Annotated in this window: 13 protein-coding genes and 1 pseudogene; 6 read left to right on the plus strand and 8 right to left on the minus strand. The window is 72.0% G+C overall.

Annotation, left to right across the window (positions count from 1 at the left end):
* Nucleotides 1-56 precede the first annotated feature (56 nt).
* On the minus strand, nt 57-2969 hold the full coding sequence (locus IE251_RS15980) for a glycoside hydrolase family 48 protein (RefSeq protein WP_189753609.1): 2913 nt from the start codon (nt 2967-2969) through the stop codon (nt 57-59).
* Between the two features lie 520 nt (nt 2970-3489).
* On the opposite strand from IE251_RS15980, the gene IE251_RS15985 reads away from it, so the two are divergent.
* The 3 genes from IE251_RS15985 to IE251_RS15995 all read left to right on the plus strand — a co-directional run bounded on the left by IE251_RS15985 (nt 3490) and on the right by IE251_RS15995 (nt 7079).
* On the plus strand, nt 3490-5235 hold the full coding sequence (locus tag IE251_RS15985; protein WP_189753610.1) for a glycoside hydrolase family 6 protein: 1746 nt from the start codon (nt 3490-3492) through the stop codon (nt 5233-5235).
* Between the two features lie 144 nt (nt 5236-5379).
* Entirely contained in the window at nt 5380-6297 is a 918-nt protein-coding gene (locus IE251_RS15990) for a class I SAM-dependent methyltransferase (RefSeq protein WP_189753611.1), read from the plus strand.
* 74 nt (nt 6298-6371) lie between these two features.
* Nucleotides 6372-7079, plus strand: a complete 708-nt coding sequence (locus tag IE251_RS15995) for an SDR family oxidoreductase (RefSeq protein WP_189753612.1) — start codon at nt 6372-6374, stop codon at nt 7077-7079.
* A 13-nt stretch (nt 7080-7092) separates the two neighbouring features.
* Here IE251_RS15995 and IE251_RS16000 read toward each other — a convergent pair whose 3' ends face one another.
* The gene (locus IE251_RS16000; protein ID WP_189753613.1) at nt 7093-7785 is read right to left on the minus strand and encodes a glycoside hydrolase family 75 protein; all 693 of its coding nucleotides are present in this window, start codon (nt 7783-7785) and stop codon (nt 7093-7095) included.
* 201 nt (nt 7786-7986) lie between these two features.
* Between IE251_RS16000 and IE251_RS16005 the strand changes: the two genes are divergently transcribed.
* Complete coding sequence (locus tag IE251_RS16005) at nt 7987-8598, plus strand: hypothetical protein (protein WP_189753614.1); 612 nt, start codon at nt 7987-7989, stop codon at nt 8596-8598.
* Nucleotides 8599-8655: 57 nt separating this feature from the next.
* Here IE251_RS16005 and IE251_RS16010 read toward each other — a convergent pair whose 3' ends face one another.
* From IE251_RS16010 to IE251_RS16020, 3 genes are all read right to left on the minus strand, one after another.
* Entirely contained in the window at nt 8656-9492 is an 837-nt protein-coding gene (locus tag IE251_RS16010; RefSeq protein WP_189753615.1) for an aldo/keto reductase, read from the minus strand.
* 153 nt (nt 9493-9645) lie between these two features.
* Nucleotides 9646-11472, minus strand: a complete 1827-nt coding sequence (locus IE251_RS16015; protein WP_189753616.1) for an AMP-dependent synthetase/ligase — start codon at nt 11470-11472, stop codon at nt 9646-9648.
* Nucleotides 11473-11835: 363 nt separating this feature from the next.
* A complete protein-coding gene (locus IE251_RS16020; RefSeq protein ID WP_189753617.1) occupies nt 11836-12705 on the minus strand; it encodes a LysR substrate-binding domain-containing protein in 870 nt (289 codons plus the stop codon).
* Nucleotides 12706-12870: 165 nt separating this feature from the next.
* On the opposite strand from IE251_RS16020, the gene IE251_RS16025 reads away from it, so the two are divergent.
* On the plus strand, nt 12871-13935 hold the full coding sequence (locus tag IE251_RS16025; protein ID WP_189753618.1) for a bile acid:sodium symporter family protein: 1065 nt from the start codon (nt 12871-12873) through the stop codon (nt 13933-13935).
* Here IE251_RS16025 and IE251_RS16030 read toward each other — a convergent pair.
* Both IE251_RS16030 and IE251_RS16035 read right to left on the minus strand, forming a co-directional pair.
* Nucleotides 13885-15753, minus strand: a complete 1869-nt coding sequence (locus tag IE251_RS16030) for a sialidase family protein (RefSeq protein ID WP_229896785.1) — start codon at nt 15751-15753, stop codon at nt 13885-13887. The genes IE251_RS16025 and IE251_RS16030 overlap by 51 nt on opposite strands.
* Before the next feature lie 111 nt (nt 15754-15864).
* Nucleotides 15865-16782, minus strand: coding sequence for a quinone oxidoreductase family protein (locus IE251_RS16035; protein ID WP_189753620.1), 918 nt, complete (start codon nt 16780-16782; stop codon nt 15865-15867).
* Between the two features lie 140 nt (nt 16783-16922).
* On the opposite strand from IE251_RS16035, the pseudogene IE251_RS16040 reads away from it, so the two are divergent.
* Nucleotides 16923-17357, plus strand: a pseudogene (locus IE251_RS16040) (MarR family winged helix-turn-helix transcriptional regulator); the annotation flags it as partial.
* Between the two features lie 132 nt (nt 17358-17489).
* Here the strand turns inward: IE251_RS16040 and fdhD are convergent.
* Nucleotides 17490-18338 (minus strand): formate dehydrogenase accessory sulfurtransferase FdhD, encoded by an 849-nt coding sequence (gene fdhD / locus IE251_RS16045; RefSeq protein WP_189753621.1) that lies wholly within the window; start codon nt 18336-18338, stop codon nt 17490-17492.
* Between the last annotated feature and the right edge of the window lie 158 nt (nt 18339-18496).

Genomic DNA, 18496 nt, shown 5'->3' on the forward strand with positions numbered 1-18496 from the left:
CCCGGGTGGCCCCGCCGTCCTGTGGCGGGGCCGGGTACGCGGAGTGCCGGCGGGGACTATTCGAGCAGTTCCGCGTACGAGCCCATGGCCAGGGCGATGTCCGCCTCGGCCCAGAACCGGTGGTACGTGAACACGGGCGCTGCGCCGCCCTTGAGGTAGGCCTCGATCTTCGACCAGTTCGGGTCGCTCTTGTAGAAGGAGCGGAGCGAGGAGAACGTGGACGAGGAGTTGATCGCGTCGCCGTTGGGCATGGTGCCGCTCCAGCCGCTCGGCACGTACACCTTCTCGTTGAACCGGCTGTAGTCGGTCCGGGTCTCGGGCACGGCGATGCCGAGGCTGTCCTGGTAGTTGTTCCACATGCCGTCCAGCAGCGCCTTCGCCGTGGACTTGGCCGCCGTGTCACCGGACTTGGCGGCGTAGTACGTCAGCGTCTTGGCGTAGGCGGCGGCCACGCCCACGTCGTCGGTGTAGTCGGCGACGGTGACGTGCAGCCCGTTGTTGGAGCCGGGGCTGGTGGCGTTCCAGGTGTCGGGCTGGCCCGACCACTGGAGGGTGGAGGGGATGCGGTAGGTGCCGTCCGGGTTGATCGTGGTCTTGGACAGCGCCCACTTCACCCACTTGTCGAGGATCGCCTTGGCCTGGGCGTTCCCGGTCTGCTGGTAGTACTCGGCGACCCGCTCCATCGACCACGCCTGGAAGCCGAACCACTGGTTGGACGGCGGGTCGTGGTAGACGGGCGCCGGGTCGTAGGCCATGCCGTAGAAGGTGGAGGTGCCGGCGGGCGGGGAGGCGTAGCGGCCGGCCCAGCTGTTGGTGGCACCGCCCGCGATGCCGCCCTCGGAGGACTGGAGCCACTGGTAGAACTCCAGCTGCCGCTGGAGCGACTTGCCCCAGTCGCTCGCACCGGTGGCCGACTTGGGCTTCAGGTCGGCGAAGGAGCTGAGCGCGTAGGCGGCCAGGGGGTTCTGGTAGCCGCCGTGGACATGGCTGGAGCCGATCCGCCAGGCCCAGCCGGCGGAGGTGTCGGTGGCACCGCCCCAGGCGTAGTACCAGGACAGCAGGTAGTGCGAGGCGTCCTTGCCGGTGCCGGCCGGGCAGGACGTGCTCGTGCAGTTGCCGATCTTCTTGAAGTACTTGTCGTACATCGCGTAGCGCAGGTAGTCGCCCATCTTGGCGGCCTTGGCGACCGTCGCGGAGACGTCACCGCTCTTGCCCTGCTGCTTGGCCCACACATCCGCCCAGTAGGCGGCCTGCACCGCGCGGGCGTCCGCGTCCGGGGCGTTGGTGAACTTCCACTGCTTGGCGTAGGAGCTGTCGCCGGTGAACAGGTCCAGATAGCCGTTGCGGCCGCCGTACTTGAAGGCGTCACAGGTCGGCTGCGTGATCGTCTCCCAGACCGATTCCTGCACGCCGCGCTGGAAGGTGTTGATGTACGACGGTCCGGTGGCGGTCGGTCCGGCCTCGCACTTGCCGGGCTCGTTGCCGTAGCCGTAGACGTTGTCCACGTCCTGGATCCAGTGCATGCCGTAGATGTCGTCCGAGTTGTACGCGCTCTTCAGCTCACCGGCGATCGGGTCCGGGCCCACCGAGACCGAGGTGTCCAGCTTCGCCGGGTACTCGTTCGGGGTGTCCAGCTCGGGCGCGTAGGTGGCCGGCTTGGAGGCGTTGTAGAAGGAGTTCGTCGGCTGGTCGGCGTGCGTGGGGATCATGTACTTCTCCATGATCTCCCAGGCGCCGTTGAACTTCGACCAGTCGCCGGTGACCTTGCCGTACATCGCCTGCAGCCACAGCAGATAGCTGTACGCCTCGGAGGTGGTCTCGTGACCGTGGTCCGGGGCCTCGACGATCAGCGTCTCCACCGAGTGGTACGGGATGCCCTCGGGGGAGAAGTAGCCGTTCGCCGGGTTGGTGATCTTCCCGTACAGGTCCAGGAAGCGGGCGTCGTACGCCTTGGCCGCGGGCAGCTCGGTGACCGTGACCGTCGCCTTGGTGTGGCCGGTGGCCGACGCGGTGAAGGTCGCGCTGCCGGTTCCGGAGGAGTCGGCCGTGATGGTCACGGTCTGCGCGGTGTTCCAGTTCGACGGGGTGAAGGTCAGCGAGGAACCACCGGTCACGGACAGGCCGGTGTTGCCGTCCGTGCGGGTCGTGCTCACCGTGACGTCCGCGCTCGGCTGCGTGGAGAGCTTCACCGAGAACGTGCCCGACTTGCCCTGCTGGACGCCCAGTTGGGACGGCGAGGCGACCACGGCGGGCCCGGAGGACACGGTGATGCCCACCGGTGTGGAGGTGGCGGACGCGCCCAGGCTGTCGTACGCCTTCGCCACCAGGGAATGACTGCCCGCGGTCAAACTTGAGGCCGAGAGCGAGTAGGGCGCGCTGGTGTCCGTGCCCAGCAGCGTGGTGTCGTCGTAGAACTCCACCTTGCTGATGGTCGCGTTGTCGGCCGCCGCCGCGGTCGCCGCGAGCGGGACGGCGTCCCCCTGGGAGTAGACCGCGCCCGGGCTCGGGCTGGTCAGCACGGTCACCGGGGGCTGGTGGGCGCCGGCGCAGGTGGTGCCGTTGACGGCGAAGGACGTGGGAGCGGTGTTGGCGCCGCTGTAGGTGAACTGGGCGCCGGTGGAGACGGCGGCGCCCGCGGCGATGGTGCCGTTGTAGGAGGCGTTCTTCACGGTGACCGACTGGCCGGACTGGGACCAGGTCCCGTTCCAGCCGCCGCTCAGCTTCTGGTTGCCCGCGTAGGCGTACGTCAGCGTCCATCCGTTGATGGCGTCCGTACCGCGGTTGGTGAGGGTGAGGTCGGCGGTGAAGCCCGAGCCCCAGTCGTTGGTCTTGTAGTCGACACTGCACTGCACGGCGGCCGCGTGGGCGGTCTCCGCGCCGGTGGCGAGCATCGACAGCGGCAGGGCGAACGCGGCGGCCACCGCGGTCCACAACCGGCGCGCGGTCGTGCGTCTGCGTCCAGGATCCATGTGCTGGTTCCTCCTTGCGGCTGCGGCTCGGGGGAGAAGTCAAGGCTTGAACCAGTGGGAGCGCTCCCATAGTGAAGACGAGGTAACGGACGGTCAAGACCTGGACACTGCGAAAAACATTCGGGGAACCCGAACGTAAAAAAGTAAAGCGAACCCCCTGTGCTTTCCGGTCAGTTGGCGCTACCTTCCATCGCACCAGTGGGAGCGCTTCCATCAGTCGTCGTGTCCGTCCGGGCACACCACACGGCGAGGACTCGCTCATGCGCCACCCCCCGTTCTGCGCACCTTCAGCCGCCACCGGCCAGTGGGCGAAGGGTCTCCGGAACGGCCCCGGGCAGTGGAACGCCCGCGAATCCGCCGAGCCGGCGGGCGGACTCCCCGCCGCCCGCCACCGCCACGCCCACGACGGCACACCCACCGCGTACGGCGCCGGGCCGCGCGACCCCCCGCCCGCCGTCACCCCGCAGTTCCCGACACGGCACCACACGGCACGACATCACACCGAAGGACACCCGCACTCATGAGTCGTACCAGAACATCACTGCTCGCCGCCCTGGCGCTGGTCGCCGGGGCCTCCGGGACGGCACTGGGCATGCAGTCGGCCTCCGCCGCTGCCGCCGCCGTCCCCTGCACCGTGGACTACAAGGTGCAGAACCAGTGGAGCACCGGCTTCACGGCCGCCGTGACCATCACCAACAACGCGCCCGCCAAGTCCAGTTGGTCGCTGAAGTGGTCGTACGCCGGCGACCAGAAGGTCACCAGCGGCTGGAACGCCAAGCTCAGCCAGAGCGGCAACGCGGTCACCGCCGCCAACGAGAGCTACAACGGCTCGCTGGCCACCGGCGGTTCGGTGAGCTTCGGGTTCCAGGGCAGCTACACCGGCACCAACGCGGTGCCCGCCACGTTCACCCTCGACGGGGTCGCCTGCAACGTCGACAGCGGCGGGGGCGGCGACAACGGCGGCGGCGGGGACAACGGCGGCGGGGGCGACAACGGCGGCGGAGGCACCACCGGCCGCGTCGACAACCCGTACACCGGCGCCAAGGTGTACGTGGACCCGGAGTGGTCGAAGCTGGCCGCCGCCGAGCCGGGCGGCAGCCGCGTCTCCAACCAGCCCACGTTCGTCTGGCTGGACCGCATCGCGGCCATCAACGGCGTCAACGGCGGCATGGGCCTGCGCGCCCACCTGGACGAGGCCCTCAAGCAGAAGGGCTCCGGCGAACTGGTCGTCCAGCTGGTCATCTACGACCTGCCCGGCCGGGACTGCGCCGCCCTCGCCTCCAACGGCGAACTCGGCCCGACGGACATCGACAAGTACAAGACGCAGTACATCGACGCCATCGCCTCGATCCTGGCCGACTCCAAGTACGCGGGCCTGCGCATCTCCGCGCTCATCGAGCCCGACTCGCTGCCCAACCTGGTCACCAACGCCGGCGGCACCAACACCACCACCGACGCCTGCGTGACCATGAAGTCCAACGGCAACTACGAGAAGGGCGTGAGCTACGCCCTGGACAAGCTGGGCAACCTCTCGAACGTATACAACTACATCGACGCCGGCCACCACGGCTGGCTCGGCTGGGACACCAACCTCGGCCCGACCGCCCAGGAGTTCTACAAGGTCGCCACGACCAACGGCGCCAGCCTGAGCGACGTGGCCGGCTTCATCGTCAACACGGCCAACTACAGCCCGACCAAGGAACCCAACTTCAAGGTCACCGACACCGTGAACGGCCAGACCGTCCGCCAGTCGAAGTGGGTCGACTGGAACCAGTACGTGGACGAGCAGTCGTACGCGCAGGGCCTGCGGGACAAGCTGATCTCGTCCGGGTTCAGCTCCAACATCGGCATGCTGATCGACACCTCCCGCAACGGCTGGGGCGGCACCGCCCGGCCCACCGGCCCCGGCCCGCTGACCTCGGTCGACAACTACGTCAACGGCGGCCGCATCGACCGGCGCGTCCACGTCGGCAACTGGTGCAACCAGAGCGGTGCCGGACTCGGCGAACGCCCGACCGCCGCTCCCGCCGCCGGGATAGACGCCTACGTGTGGGCCAAGCCGCCGGGGCAGTCCGACGGTGCCAGCGCCCCCATCGACAACGACGAGGGCAAGGGCTTCGACCAGATGTGCGACCCCACCTACGGTGGCAACGCGCGCAACGGCAACAACCCCTCGGGCGCGCTGCCGAACTCGCCGCTGGCCGGGCACTGGTTCTCCGCCCAGTTCCAGCAGCTGATGAAGAACGCCTACCCGCCGCTGCCGTAACGCGGTGACTCCGCCGGGGCCCGCCCGACCCCCGGGCCCCGGCGGTCCGTTTCGGCATCCCTGTTTGCCGGAACGGCAACGGAAGTGGCCCTCGGCCGGTGTGCCGTCGCACCCTGACGGCAACCGGACGAGAGGCTGATCACCATGGCACACGGACACCACGAACAGCACCACCGGCACCACGCCGGGCACGGCCACGGACATGGCCACGGGCACGGCGCGGACATCGACTGGAACGAACTGGCCGACCTGCTTCAGTCGCAGGCGGAGCTGTTCGCCCCCCTCTACCGGGAGGCCATCGCCTGGCTCGGGCAGGACGTCACCGGGCCCGGGCTCGTCGTGGACGCGGGCAGCGGCCCCGGCGTCGTCTCCTGCCTGTTCGCCGAGGCGTTTCCCGCCGCCCGCGTCGTCGCCGTCGACGGCAGCGCCCCGCTGCTGGAACGCGCCCGCGACCGGGCCGCCCGGCTCGGCGTCGGCGACCGCTTCGACACCCTGGCCGGCGAACTGCCCGAGGCCCTCGGCCGCCTGGACCGCCCGGCCGACCTGCTGTGGGCCAGCCGCAGCCTGCACCACCTCGGCGACCAGCGGGCCGCGCTCGCCGAGTTCGCCGGCCACCTGGCCCCCGGCGGCACCCTGGCCCTGCTGGAGGGCGGGCTGCCCTCCCGCTTCCTGCCCCGGGACCTCGGCATCGGCCGCCCCGGACTCCAGGCCCGGCTCGACGCGCTGGAGGAGGAGTGGTTCGCCCGGATGCGGGTCGAACTGCCGGGCTCCGTCGCCGAGACCGAGGACTGGCCCGCCCTGCTGACCGCGGCCGGCCTGAAGCACACCGGCACCCGCACCTTCCTGCTCGACCTGCCCGCCCCGGCCGGTGACCGGGCCCGCGCCTATGTCGCCGCGCACCTGTCCCGGGTCCGCGAGGGCGTCGGCGAGGCGCTGGACGCCGACGACCGCGCCACCCTCGACCGGCTCCTGGACCCCGCCGACCCGGCGAGCGTGCACGTACGCCCGGACGTGTTCGTGCTCGGCGCCCACACCGTGCACACCGCCGTCCGCCAGGACTGAACCCGCACTTGACTTGAAGTGTTCTCCAAGTGATGGACTCCGGGCACTTCACCGATGTGCAGGGGGCCAGACACATGACCACGAACGACTCTCCGGTCGCGCTCATCACCGGCGGCGGCAGCGGGATCGGCGCCGCCGTGGCGCGGCAGCTCCTCGACGCCGGGCACCGGGTGACCGTCACCGGGCGCGGGGAGCGGCGGCTGCGGGACTTCGCCGACGGACTCGGCCGTCCCGAGGGGCTGCTGACGGTGGCCGGCGACGCCGCGGACCACGCCGACGTCCAGCAGGCGGTCGACCGCACGCTGAAGGCGTACGGCCGGCTGGACACCGTCGTCGCCAACGCCGGGTTCGCCACCCATGACACCGTGGCGGACGGCGACCCGTCCGGCTGGGCCGAGATGGTCCTCACCAACGTGCTCGGCCCGGCCCTGCTCATCCGGGCCTCCGTCGACGCGCTGAAGGAGACCCGGGGCCGGATCGTCCTCATCGGCAGCGTCGCCGGGTTCGTGCACGGCCCCGGGAACCTCTACGGCGCCACCAAGTGGGCGGTGACGGGGCTCGCCGAGAACACCCGGCGGCAGGTCACGGAGTTCGGTGTCGGGGTCACGCTGGTGGCCCCCGGCCGGGTGGAGACGCCCTTCTGGGACGGCTACGGCAGCCTGCCCCCGGGGCATCTGCTGACCGCGGACCAGATCGCCGACTCGGTGGTCTGGGCGATCCGGCAGCCGGCCGGGGTGGATGTCAACACCGTGGTCGTCCGTCCGGTGGGCCAGCCCGTCTGACGGACGACCGGCGTCAGTTGTTCGCGAGGAACTGCTTGGCCAGCCGGTCCCCGAGGGTGACCGCGGCGCTGTGGCTCTCTATGGGGGAGACCTGGGAGTTCTTGAACAGGATGTAGGTCACCCCCGAGTCCGCGCCGCCGGTCTCGGGGTCCGGGTCGATGCCGAGCGCCTTGGCGGTGGCGTACGACGCCTCGCCGATGATCTGCGAGGGGCCGGTGTCGCCGACGACGGCGTACTCGACCTTGTTGTTGTAGACGACGGCGACCACACCGCCGCCCTTGATCCCGGCGTTCGAGTAGTTCCAGATGCCGCTGGTGCTGGGCACCACGACGTAGGGCAGGGTCTCCGCGTTCAGCGGCTTGCCGTCGGACTGGTGGAAGGCGGTGTCGGCCTGGAACCAGGGGTCGCGGTTCTCGTTGCAGTTGGTGGTGCGCTGGCCGTCGCAGTCGATGTCCATGTCCGCCTTCCAGAACACCGCGCCGTTCTTGCCGCACACGGGGACCGTGGCCGAGGTCTCCTCGTCGGTCCGGTACTTGCCGCTGGAGATCTGCGAACAGGAGGTCACCTTGGCGAGCAGGTCGGCGGCGCTGACCGTGCCCTCCTGGGCGGACCTGGGGGCGGCGGCGGTGGCGTCGGCGGGCAGGAGACCGGCGGCGAGCAGGGCGGTGCCGGAGGCCGCGGCGAGGGTGAAGGTTCGGAGACGCACGGCGGGACCCTTCTGTTAGGAAAGTTTCCTTCCGGATGGGGTACACCGTGCCCCGACGGCATGTCCCCGTCAACCCCGGGGTGGCGAACGGCTGAAATCCGTGCGCATTGCGGTGATTGCGGCCGCTGGAGAGACTGGTGGGGTCGGATGTGTCCTGGACGTCCGGCCGTTCCACGGTCGCCGTTTGCGGAGGCGAGTCTCATGTTCGTACGCGCGGTGTACGCGACCGGTGATCCCGCACTGCTGGACAGGGCCGTGCGGTCGCTGAACAGCGGAGGGCGGGACCTGCTGGAGGAACGCCCGGGATACCGGGGCGCGGGCATCTTCGTGGACCGCGAACTCGGCAAACTCCTCGCGGTGAGCTGGTGGGAGTCCGAGGCGGCGCGGCACAACAGCGACGAGATCATGCGCGAGCGGCGCGAGGCGCTGCTGGAGCCCTTCGCCGGCACGGTGTCGGTCGCCAACTACGAGGCCGCGGTGTTCCACCAGATCGAGCACCCCCGGCAGGGCGGCGGACTGCGCGCCGCCCGGCTGGAGTTCGACCCGCGCGACGCGGACCTGGTCGTCAACGCCTTCCGGGCCACGGTGGTGCCGCGGGCCGAATCGCTGCCGGGGCTGTGCCGGACCACCCTGCTGCTCGACCGGGAGCGGGGCCGGGCCGTGGCCGGCGCCCTGTTCACCGACCGCGCCGCGCTGGCCGCCTCGCGGGCGGCCATGGCCGGCGTGCGCCACGAGGCGACGGCCAAGGCGCACGTCGACGTGGTCGGCCTCGAGGAGTTCGAGGTCGTGTACGCCGACGTGCGCCTCGACTGAGCCGCGGGGCCGCGCCGGGCCGGTGCTCAGGGCAGGCCGGGGATCAGGCCATGGTGATCAGGCCATGTCGAAGGTGGCCGGGTCGGGGCCGAGCCGCCGGTCCTCGTTGAGCGCGCTGATCGCCGCGAGGTCCTCGTCGTCCAGGCTGAAGTCGAACACCGCGATGTTCTCCTTGATCCGGGACGGCGTCACGGACTTCGGGATCACGATGTTGCCCAGCTGGAGGTGCCAGCGCAGCACGACCTGGGCCGGGGTGCGTCCGTGCTTGCGCGCGATCGCCACGATCGCGGGCACCTCCAGCAGGCCCTTGCCCTGGCCGAGCGGCGACCACGCCTCGGTGGCGATGCCCAGCTCGCCGTGGACCTCGCGCGACTTCCGCTGCTGGAGGTGGGGGTGGAGCTCGATCTGGTTGACCGCCGGAATGACCGAGGTCTCCTCGGTCAGCCGCCGCAGGTGCTCGGGCAGGAAGTTGGAGACACCGATGGCACGCACCCGCTTGTCCGCGTACAGCTTCTCGAACGCCTTGTAGGTGTCGACGTACGCGTCCCGGGACGGCAGCGGCCAGTGGATCAGGTACAGGTCGACGTAGTCGAGCCCCAGCTTCGCCAGCGACGCCTCGAAGGCGCGCAGCGTGGCGTCGTAGCCGTGGTCGCTGTTCCACACCTTGGTGGTGACGAAGATCTCCTCGCGGGGCACGCCGGAGGCGGCGATGGCCTTGCCGGTGCCCTCCTCGTTGCCGTAGATCGCGGCGGTGTCGATGCTGCGGTAGCCGGCCTGGAGCGCCGTGGCGACGGCTCGCTCGGCCTCGTCGTCCGGCACCTGCCAGACGCCGTATCCCAGCTGGGGCATCTCGACGCCGTTGTTGAGGATGATCGGGGGGACGTTGCTGCTCACGAGCCTCTTGGTCCTTCGGTTGTCGACAGGTGTTACTCCCATGGTCAACGATCACGGGCCGTTCCGCATTCCTGGCCACGCGCGTCACCGTGAATTCCCGGCCGCGCGCGTCCCCCCGGGCGCCGCCCCGCGAAGGGGCCGCGCGGCGGGGCGTCAGAGGCGGTAGAGCGCCTCCACCTCGTTCGCGTACGCCTTCTCGATCGCCTTCCGCTTCAGCTTCAACGACGGCGTCAGCAGGCCGTGTTCCTCGCTGAACGGCTGGGCCAGGATGCGGAAGGTGCGGATCGACTCCGCCTGCGAGACCAGCGTGTTGGCGGCCACCACCGCGCGCCGCACCTCCGCCTCCAGCTCCGCGTCGCGCACCAGCTCCGCCGCGGTCATCCCCGGCTTGCCGCGCATCTGCAGCCAGTGCTCGACCGCCTCCCGGTCCAGCGTGACCAGGGCGGCGATGTAGGGGCGGTCGTTGCCGACCACGATGCACTGGCTGACCAGCGGATGCTCGCGGACCCGCTCCTCCAGCACGCCCGGCGACACGCTCTTGCCGCCGGAGGTCACCAGGATCTCCTTCTTGCGGCCGGTGATGGTCAGATAGCCGTCCTCGTCCAGCGCGCCCAGGTCGCCGGTGGCCAGCCAGCCGTCGTGCAGGGTCTCGTCGGTCGCCTTCTGGTTGTGGAGATAGCCCTGGAAGACGGTGCCGCCGCGCAGCCAGATCTCCCCGTCGTCGGCGATGTGCACGGTCACGCCCGGGACGGGCGGGCCCACGGTGCCGTAGCGGGTGCGCCCGGGCGGGTTGGCGGTCGCGGCGGCCGTCGACTCGGTCAGCCCGTAGCCCTCGTAGATCTGCACGCCCGCGCCCGCGAAGAACAGCCCCAGCCGGCGGTCCATCGCCGATCCGCCGGACATCGCGTTGCGGATCCGCCCGCCCATCGCGGCGCGGACCTTGGCGTACACCAGCTTGTCGAACAGCTGGTGCTGCATCCGCAGCCCCGCCGACGGGCCCGGCCCGGTGCCCCACGCCTTGGCCTCCACCGCCTCCGCGTACTTCACGGCGACGTCGACGGCCTTCTCGAACGGCCCCGACCTGCCCTCCCGCTCGGCCTTGCGGCGGGCCGCGTGGAACACCTTCTCGAAGATGTACGGCACCGCGAGGATGAACGTCGGCCGGAACGCGGCCAGGTCGGGCAGCAGGGCGGCGGCGTGCAGCTGCGGCTGGTGCCCGAACCGGACCCGGCCGCGGATCGCGGCGACCTCCACCATCCGCCCGAAGACGTGCGCCAGCGGCAGGAACAGCAGCGTGGACGCCTCGTCGCCCTTCCTGGAGTGGAACACCGGCTCCCACCCCCGCAGCACGGTGTCCGCCTCGCACATGAAGTTGCCGTGGGACAGCAGACAGCCCTTGGGGCGGCCCGTGGTGCCGGAGGTGTAGATGACGGTGGCGACCGAGTCCGGGGTGACCGCCTGCCGGTGCCGGTGCACCACCTCGTCGTCCAGGTGCGCCCCGGCGTCGTACAGCTCCTGCACACAGCCGGCGTCCAGCTGCCACAGCCGGCGCAGGTTCGGCAGCCGGTCGATGACGGTGGCGACGGTCATCGCGTGGTCCTCGTGCTCCACGACCGCCGCGGACACCTCGGCGTCGTGCAGCATCCAGAAGCACTGCTCGGCCGAGGAGGTGGGGTAGACGGGCACGACCTGGGCGCCGATGGTCCACAGGGCGAAGTCGAAGAGGGTCCACTCGTAGCGGGTGCGGGCCATGATCGCGACGCGGTCGCCGAAGCGGACGCCGTCGGCCAGCAGGCCCTTGGCGAGGGCCATGACCTCGTCGCGGAACTCGGCGGCGGTCACGTCCCGCCACTGCCCGGTGGCGTCCTTGCGGCCGAGCGCGATGTGCCGCGGATCGGTCCGGGCGTGCTCGAAGACGACGTCGGCCAGACCGCCCGCCGGCGGTGGCGACACCAGCGGAGGGTTGGTGAACTCGCGCAACCTCGCTCCCCGTTTTCTCGCGTCTCGGTGGCGCTGGTCCACGCACCGCAACAGCGCGGTGAAAGCTACCTCACACGATCCGTGCGCGGGAGGGGCCCGGAAGCCGGGCAAACCACGCGTACCGCCCGGACGACGGCGGGGAAATGCCCGCACATGGGGAAGGGCCGGACACAACACCGACGGCACCGTAAGTTTCGGTACCGTAATCTCCACCGAATCTGTACGCGCCGATTACGGCGGCCCGATCCGCACGGGCCCCTCGGCCACCTGGGGGTGCGGCACGTGGAGGTCACGCGCATCCTGCGCGGGGGCAAGCAGCTCACCTACCGCCCGGCGCGGTGACGCCCCGGGCGGCCGCGCCGGTCAGCCGCCGCTGCGCCGCAGCCGCTCGCCGCCCGCCAGCACCGCCGCCGCCAGCGCGTCGGCGGCGTCCCCGGCCGGGCCCCGGCGGCGGCCGTGCACCAGGACGAAGTCGACCTTGCCCAGCTCGGGCAGGCCCGCCCGGTCGGGCAGCCGGAACAGGCCCGGCGGGATCAGCCGCCGGGAGTGCGCCATCACCCCGAGACCGGCCCGGGCCGCCGCGATCAGCCCGTTGAGGCTGCCGCTCGTGCACACGATCCGCCACGGCCGGCCCTGCCGCTCCAGCACCTCGAGGGCGCGGGCCCGGGTGATGCCCGGCGGCGGATAGACGATCAGCGGGACCGGCCGGTCCGCCTCCAGCCGCAGCCGTTCGGCGCCGATCCACACCAGGTCGTCGCGCCACACCAGCGCGCCGCGCGGATCCTCGGGGCGCCGCTTGGCCAGCACCAGGTCGAGCTTCCCGGCGGCCAGCCGCTCGTACAGCGTGCCGGACAGCTCCACCGTCAGCTCCAGGTCGACCTCCGGATGGTCGTAGCGGAAGCCCTCCAGGATCTCCGGCAGCCGGGTCAGCACGAAGTCCTCCGAGGCGCCGAAGCGCAGCCGGCCCCGCACGCGCGTACCGGAGAAGAACGCCGTCGCCTGCTCGTGCACCTCCAGGATCCGGCGGGCGAAGCCGAGCATCGCCTCGCCGTCCTCGGTCAGCTCCACCGAGTGGGTGTCCCGGGCGAACAGCTGCCGCCCGGCCGCCTCCTCCAGCCGCCGCACATGCTGGCTCACCGTGGACTGGCGCAGCCCCAGCCGCCGGGCGGCCTGGGTGAAGCTCAGCGTCTGGGCGACCGCCAGGAAGGTGCGCAGGTGCGTCGGCTCGTACACACCCCGAGCCTAGCGCGGCCATCACGGAACACGATCACAGTCAGAGCGGTATACGGGATTCCCGATCGGCGTCGGCGGGAGGACGATGGAGGGGGGCCCTGCGGGCCCGGGACGCACGACCCAGAGCAAGACGACAGCAAGACGACACAGAGCAATCGGAGCACCGTGACACGCCTGCGCCGGCCCAGTTGGCTGCCGATCGACCCGTACATCGTGCTGCTGCTCGGGACGGTGGGGCTCGCCGCCCTCCTCCCGGCGCGCGGCACGGCCGCCGACGTGACCTCGGGCGCCTCCACGGCCGCCATCGCCTTCCTCTTCTTCCTCTACGGCGCCCGGCTGTCCACCGGTGAGGCGCTGGACGGACTGCGCCACTGGCGGCTGCACCTCACCGTGCTGATCTGCACCTTCGTCATCTTCCCGGTGTTCGGGCTGGCCGCCCGGGGCCTGGTGCCGGTCCTGCTGACCCAGCCGCTCTACCAGGGCCTGCTGTTCCTGACGCTGGTGCCGTCCACCATCCAGTCGTCCATCGCGTTCACCTCCATCGCCCGCGGCAACGTGCCCGCGGCGATCTGCGCCGGGTCCTTCTCCTCCCTCGCCGGCATCGTCCTGACCCCGCTGCTCGCGGCGGGGCTGCTCGGCGGCGACGCGGTCGGGTTCTCCACGGACTCGCTGGTGAAGATCGTGCTCCAGCTGCTGGTGCCGTTCCTCGCCGGGCAGCTGCTGCGGCGCTGGATCGGCACGTTCGTCACCCGGCACAAGAAGGTCCTCGGCCTGGTCGACCGCGGCTCCATCCTGCTGGTCGTCTACACCGCGTTCAGCGAGGGCATGAACCAGGGGATCTGGCACCAGGTCAGCCCGCTGCGGCTGGCCGCGCTGCTCGGTGTGGAGGCCGTCCTGCTGGCGGTGATGCTGGTCCTGACCTGGTACGGCGCCAAGGCGCTCGGCTTCGGCCGGGCGGACCGGATCGCCGTGCAGTTCGCCGGGTCGAAGAAGTCCCTCGCCTCCGGGCTGCCGATGGCGAGCGTCCTGTTCGGCGCCCAGGCATCCCTGGCCGTCCTGCCGCTGATGCTCTTCCACCAGATGCAGCTGATGGTGTGCGCGGTCATCGCCAAGCGCCGCTCGCACGACCCGGAGGCGGCCGAGGACGCGCCCCGCGAGCCGGGGGACGCGCCCGAGGGGTCAGCCGCGGACCCGGTCCAGGGGCAGCCACACAACCGTGTCCTGCGCTGACCGCGGCACGTCCGGGTCCGCCAGTTCCGCGTCGTCCAGTGCCCGGTCCCACACCCGGACCTCGTCCAGCGCGCCGGTGAGGAAGGCGCGGCCGTCCATGCGCTGACCGAGGTGCACACCGAAGGGCGAGTTCCGGCTGACCGAGCCCGGCCGGTCCGCCGTGGTGACCGCCGCGCCGTCGACGGACAGCGACAGCAGCCCGCCGCCCCGGCGGAGCACGGCATGGTGCCACCGGCCGTCGTTGTAGGCGGCCGGGGTCTGCACGGACGCGGACTGCGGCGCCCCGGCCCCGTTCCGTACGGTGATCAGCGCCCGCACCCGGTCGCTCGCGGGTTCCCCGCGCAGCCACACCTGCGGCTGGCTGGTGCCGATCCCGCCCATCCACAGCAGCGGCTGCTCGCCGGCGGTCGCCGAGTACCGGAACCACAGCGACACCGTGAAGTCCTTCGTGCCGAGGGGGAGCCCGGCGCGGTACGGCAGCCGGACCGCGTCGTCCGTGCCGTCGAACTCCAGCGCGCCGCCCGACACGCCGTCGACGCGCTCCGGGTCGCCGAGCACCGCCGCCGGGCGGGCGTGCCGGGCGAGGTCGGGGGTGACCGGGTCGGGGCCGCGGCGCGGGGCGAGCCAGTCCTCGGTGAAGCGGGCGAAGCGGATCTCGTCCCGGGCGTCCACCGCCCCGCCCTCGTACAGCAGGCCGACCGTGGTGGAGCCGATGCGCACCAGGTCCGAGTAGCCGGACCAGTCCGTGGTGACGACCGTGCCCCGGTCCGCGCTGTCCCAGGTCCGCCCGCCGTCGTAGGAGGAGCGGATCATCATGGTGCGGCGCCGGTCGGGGTCGCCGGGGCAGGCGAGCAGCAGGCGGTCGCCGAGCCGCAGCATCGAGCCCTGCACCTGCGGGGTGTACAGGTCCGGCAGGGCGCGGAAGGGGCCGGTGAAGGCGGTGCCGCCGTCCCGGCTGACGGCCTGGGTGCGGTGGCCGAGGTCGGTGCCGTCCTGTTCCCGCCCGCTGACCAGGACCGAGCCGTCGGCGCGCTCGGCGAGGGTGAGTTCGGAGGGCTTCTGCCGGAAGGTGCCGTCGGCGGCGATGGGCCAGGTGTCGGTGGCGCCGGTCCGCCAGTGGCCGCCGTGGTCGTCGCTGACGATCAGCGCCGCGTGGTTGGCGGTGACCCTGGTGCCGTCCCAGGTCTCGGTGTTGACGCCGAAGACCAGGCGCCCCGCGTACCGGCCGCGGGTCAGCTGGATGCCGTGCACGGGCCCGGTGGCGTACCAGGAGTTCCAGTCGGCGGGCAGGATCTCGGGGCTCAGATCGCGCGGCGCGGACCAGGTCTCGCCGTCGTCGTCGCTGAACTGGAGGTGCGGGGTGCGGTCGCAGGGGACGCGGCAACTGGCGCCGTCGCCGCGGCCGGTGTTGTACGTCTCCGCGAGCCAGATCCGGCCGGTGTCGCGGTCCACGACCGGCGCCGGGTTGCCGTGGGTGTCGCCGGCGCCCTCGGTGACGACCTGGAGCGGCCCCCAGGTGCGCCCGCCGTCCGTGGAGCGCTTGAGCACGATGTCGATGTCGGCGGCGTCGCCGCAGTTGAGCACCCGGCCCTCGGCGAACGCCAGCAGGGTGCCGTCGGTCGTGCGCACCACTGCGGGGATGCGGAAGCAGGCGTAACCGGGGTCCTGGGCCGCCTTGAACAACACTTGCTGCGTGAAGTCCGAGACCGCCGCGGCGGGTTGGGCGTGAGCCGGCGCGGCGGTCAGGAACGGCAGGAGCAACCCGGCGAGGGCCAGGGCGAGTACGGGTCTGAGGCGGGTGCGGAGACCTGGCGGCACGGTGCGGCCTGCCCTTCGTCGGCCGGATGAGCGGACATCCGGACATCCCATGTCCAACATGCGCCCGAACGACGGTAGTTGCGCGGTGCGCGGCTCACAAGAAGCGTGCACTCACGGGCACAGGACGACCTTGCCGAGGTTGGCCCGCGTGGTGATCACCCGATGCGCGGCCTCCGCCTCCTCCAGCGCGAACTCCCCGTGCACGGCGGGCCTCAGGGCGCCCTCGGCGTGCAGCCGCCACAGCCCCCGCCGCCACCGCTCGTACAGCTCCGGCCGCTCGCGGGCGATCAGCGCCATCTGGAAGCCGGTCACCGACTTGGCGCCCACCAGCAGGTCGTACGCCTGGATCGTGCCGCCGCCCGAGCTGTAGGCGACCAGGCGGCCGTGCGGGGCGAGGGCGGCCAGGGCCGGGGTGAGCAGCTCGCCGCCGACGGCGTCCAGGACGCAGTCGACCGGCTCGCCCCAGCCGTCGTCGTCGTACCGCACGCAGTCGTCCGCGCCGAGGGAGCGGACGAAGTCCGCCTTCGCCGCGCCGGAGACGGCCCCCACCACCCGGCCCGCGCCCCGCGCCCGGGCGAGCTGCACCGCGAGGTGCCCGACACCGCTCGCCGCCGCCGTGACGAGGACCGACTCGCCCGGCGCGAACCGTGCCGCCTCCAGCGCGCCGTAGGCCACCAGGCCGCTGCGCACCAGCGCGATCGCGGTGACGAAGCCGGCGTCGTCCGGCACCGGTGAGGCCATGGCCTCGCGCACCACGGCGAAGTCGGCGTAGCCGTGGCCGAAGCACAGCCCGGTCACCCGGTCGCCGGTCCGGAAGCGGGACACGCCGGGGCCGGCCGCCACCACCTCGCCCGCGACCTCCCCGCCCAGCGGCACCGGCTCGGCGGCCTCGGCCACCTTGCGGACCATCGGCAGGGTGAGGCCGACGGCGGCGCAGCGCACCAGCAGCTCGCCGGGGCCGGGTTCCGGGACGGGCGCCTCCTCCAGGAACAGGGGGCCGCCGGCGGACTCGTAGCGGACGCGACGCATCGCACACCTCCTCGGGCCGGGCACGCCGGCACCGTCGGTCCGGGGACCGTTCGTTGGGAACACCCATGAATTCATTGGGAGCGCCAACGGTAGGGGAGGTTCGTTGGGAAGTCCAATGATTCTTCGGTTAGGCTGCGGTCATGGCCGAAGCACCCCTGCCCGCGATCCGTTCCCTGCCGAGCTGGCTGCTGGGCCGGGCCGCCGCCCGGGGCCGCGCCCTGGTCGCCGACGCCCTGGCGGCCGAGGGGCTGAAGATGTGGCACCACGTGGTGCTCTCCGCCGTCCGCGACCTCGCCCCGGTCGCCCAGGCGGACCTCGGCCGCGGGGTGAGCCTGGACCCCAAGGACGTGGTCGGCATCCTCAACGACCTCCAGTCCGCGGGCCTGGTCGAGCGCGCCCCCGACCCCCGCGACCGGCGCAAGAACGCCGTGACCCTCACGGACGACGGCGCCCGGCTCCTCGCCCGCTGCGAGAGGGCCGCGCGCGAGGCCAACGACGAGCTGCTCGCCCCGTTGTCGGCCGCCGAACGGGAGCGGTTCATGGAGCTGCTGGCCCGTATCTCCGGGGTCTCCGGCATCCCGGGCGGCTCCGGGGGGTCCGGTGGCTCAGGCGGCTCGGGCGGCTCGGGCGGCTCGGGCGGCTCGGGTGGTCGCGGTGGTTCCGGGGGCTCCGTCGTGGAGGGCTGACGCCGCCGCCCGGCGTTGCCGTCAGTCCTGGGCGGCCGGCTCCCGTAGCGCGATGCGGTGCTCGCCCGCGTACACGTTCATCGAGGTGCCCCGCAGGAAGCCCACCAGGGTCAGGCCGGTCTCCGCGGCCAGGTCCACCGCGAGCGAGGACGGCGCCGAGACGGCCGCGAGCACCGGGATGCCCGCCATGACGGCCTTCTGCGCCAGCTCGAAGGAGGCCCGGCCGGAGACCATGAGGATCGTCCGGGACAGCGGCAGCGCGCCGCTCTGCAGCGCCCGTCCCACGAGCTTGTCGACCGCGTTGTGCCGGCCCACGTCCTCGCGGGTGTCCAGCAGCTCCCCGCCCTCGTCGAACAGGGCCGCCGCGTGCAGTCCCCCGGTCCGGTCGAACACCCGCTGGGCCGCCCGCAGCCGGTCGGGAAGGGCCGCCAGCAGCTCGGGGGTGACCCGGAGCGGGGGAGTGTCGGCGACGGGCCAGCGCGCGGTCGTGCGGACGGCGTCCAGGCTGGCCTTGCCGCACAGGCCGCAGGAGGAGGTGGTGTAGACGTTCCGCTCCAGGGTGAAGTCCGGGAGGGCGACGCCGGGGGCGGTGTGCACGTCCACCACGTTGTAGGTGTTGGAGCCGTCCGCCGTGGCGCCCGCGCAGTAGACGATGTTCCGCAGGTCCGCCGCCGTGGCCAGGACGCCCTCGCTCACCAGGAAGCCGGCCGCCAGCGCGAAGTCGTCGCCCGGGGTCCGCATGGTGATCGCCAGCGGCTTGCCGTTCAGCCGGATCTCCAGGGGTTCCTCCGCGACGAGGGTGTCCGGTCGGGTGGAGACCGCCCCGTCCCGGATGCGCAGGACCTTGCGTCGTTCCGTGACTCGTCCCATGTTCCGATCAGCCCCGGTTCTGTGCGTGCTGGCCGCCGACCGTCTCATTGTCCTGCACATGGGGGGCGGGGCACCGGGCGGGGGCCTGTTCCCGAGGTGGGCGCGGTGGGCGCGGATTGTGTGGACGTCCGACAGTCTGACGGGAGCCGACAATTGCG

Origin of the sequence: Streptomyces eurythermus (assembly GCF_014649115.1) — a bacterium.
Classification (GTDB): domain Bacteria; phylum Actinomycetota; class Actinomycetes; order Streptomycetales; family Streptomycetaceae; genus Streptomyces; species Streptomyces eurythermus.

What these genes read in the sequence shown, in the direction of transcription:
- IE251_RS15990 (WP_189753611.1), top strand. Translation starts at nt 5,380, where the DNA reads ATGGCACACGGACACCACGAACAGCACCACCGGCACCACGCCGGGCAC.
- IE251_RS15985 (WP_189753610.1), top strand. Translation starts at nt 3,490, where the DNA reads ATGAGTCGTACCAGAACATCACTGCTCGCCGCCCTGGCGCTGGTCGCC.
- IE251_RS15995 (WP_189753612.1), top strand. Translation starts at nt 6,372, where the DNA reads ATGACCACGAACGACTCTCCGGTCGCGCTCATCACCGGCGGCGGCAGC.
- IE251_RS16035 (WP_189753620.1), bottom strand. Translation starts at nt 16,782, where the DNA reads ATGCGTCGCGTCCGCTACGAGTCCGCCGGCGGCCCCCTGTTCCTGGAG.
- fdhD (WP_189753621.1), bottom strand. Translation starts at nt 18,338, where the DNA reads ATGGGACGAGTCACGGAACGACGCAAGGTCCTGCGCATCCGGGACGGG.
- IE251_RS15980 (WP_189753609.1), bottom strand. Translation starts at nt 2,969, where the DNA reads ATGGATCCTGGACGCAGACGCACGACCGCGCGCCGGTTGTGGACCGCG.
- IE251_RS16005 (WP_189753614.1), top strand. Translation starts at nt 7,987, where the DNA reads ATGTTCGTACGCGCGGTGTACGCGACCGGTGATCCCGCACTGCTGGAC.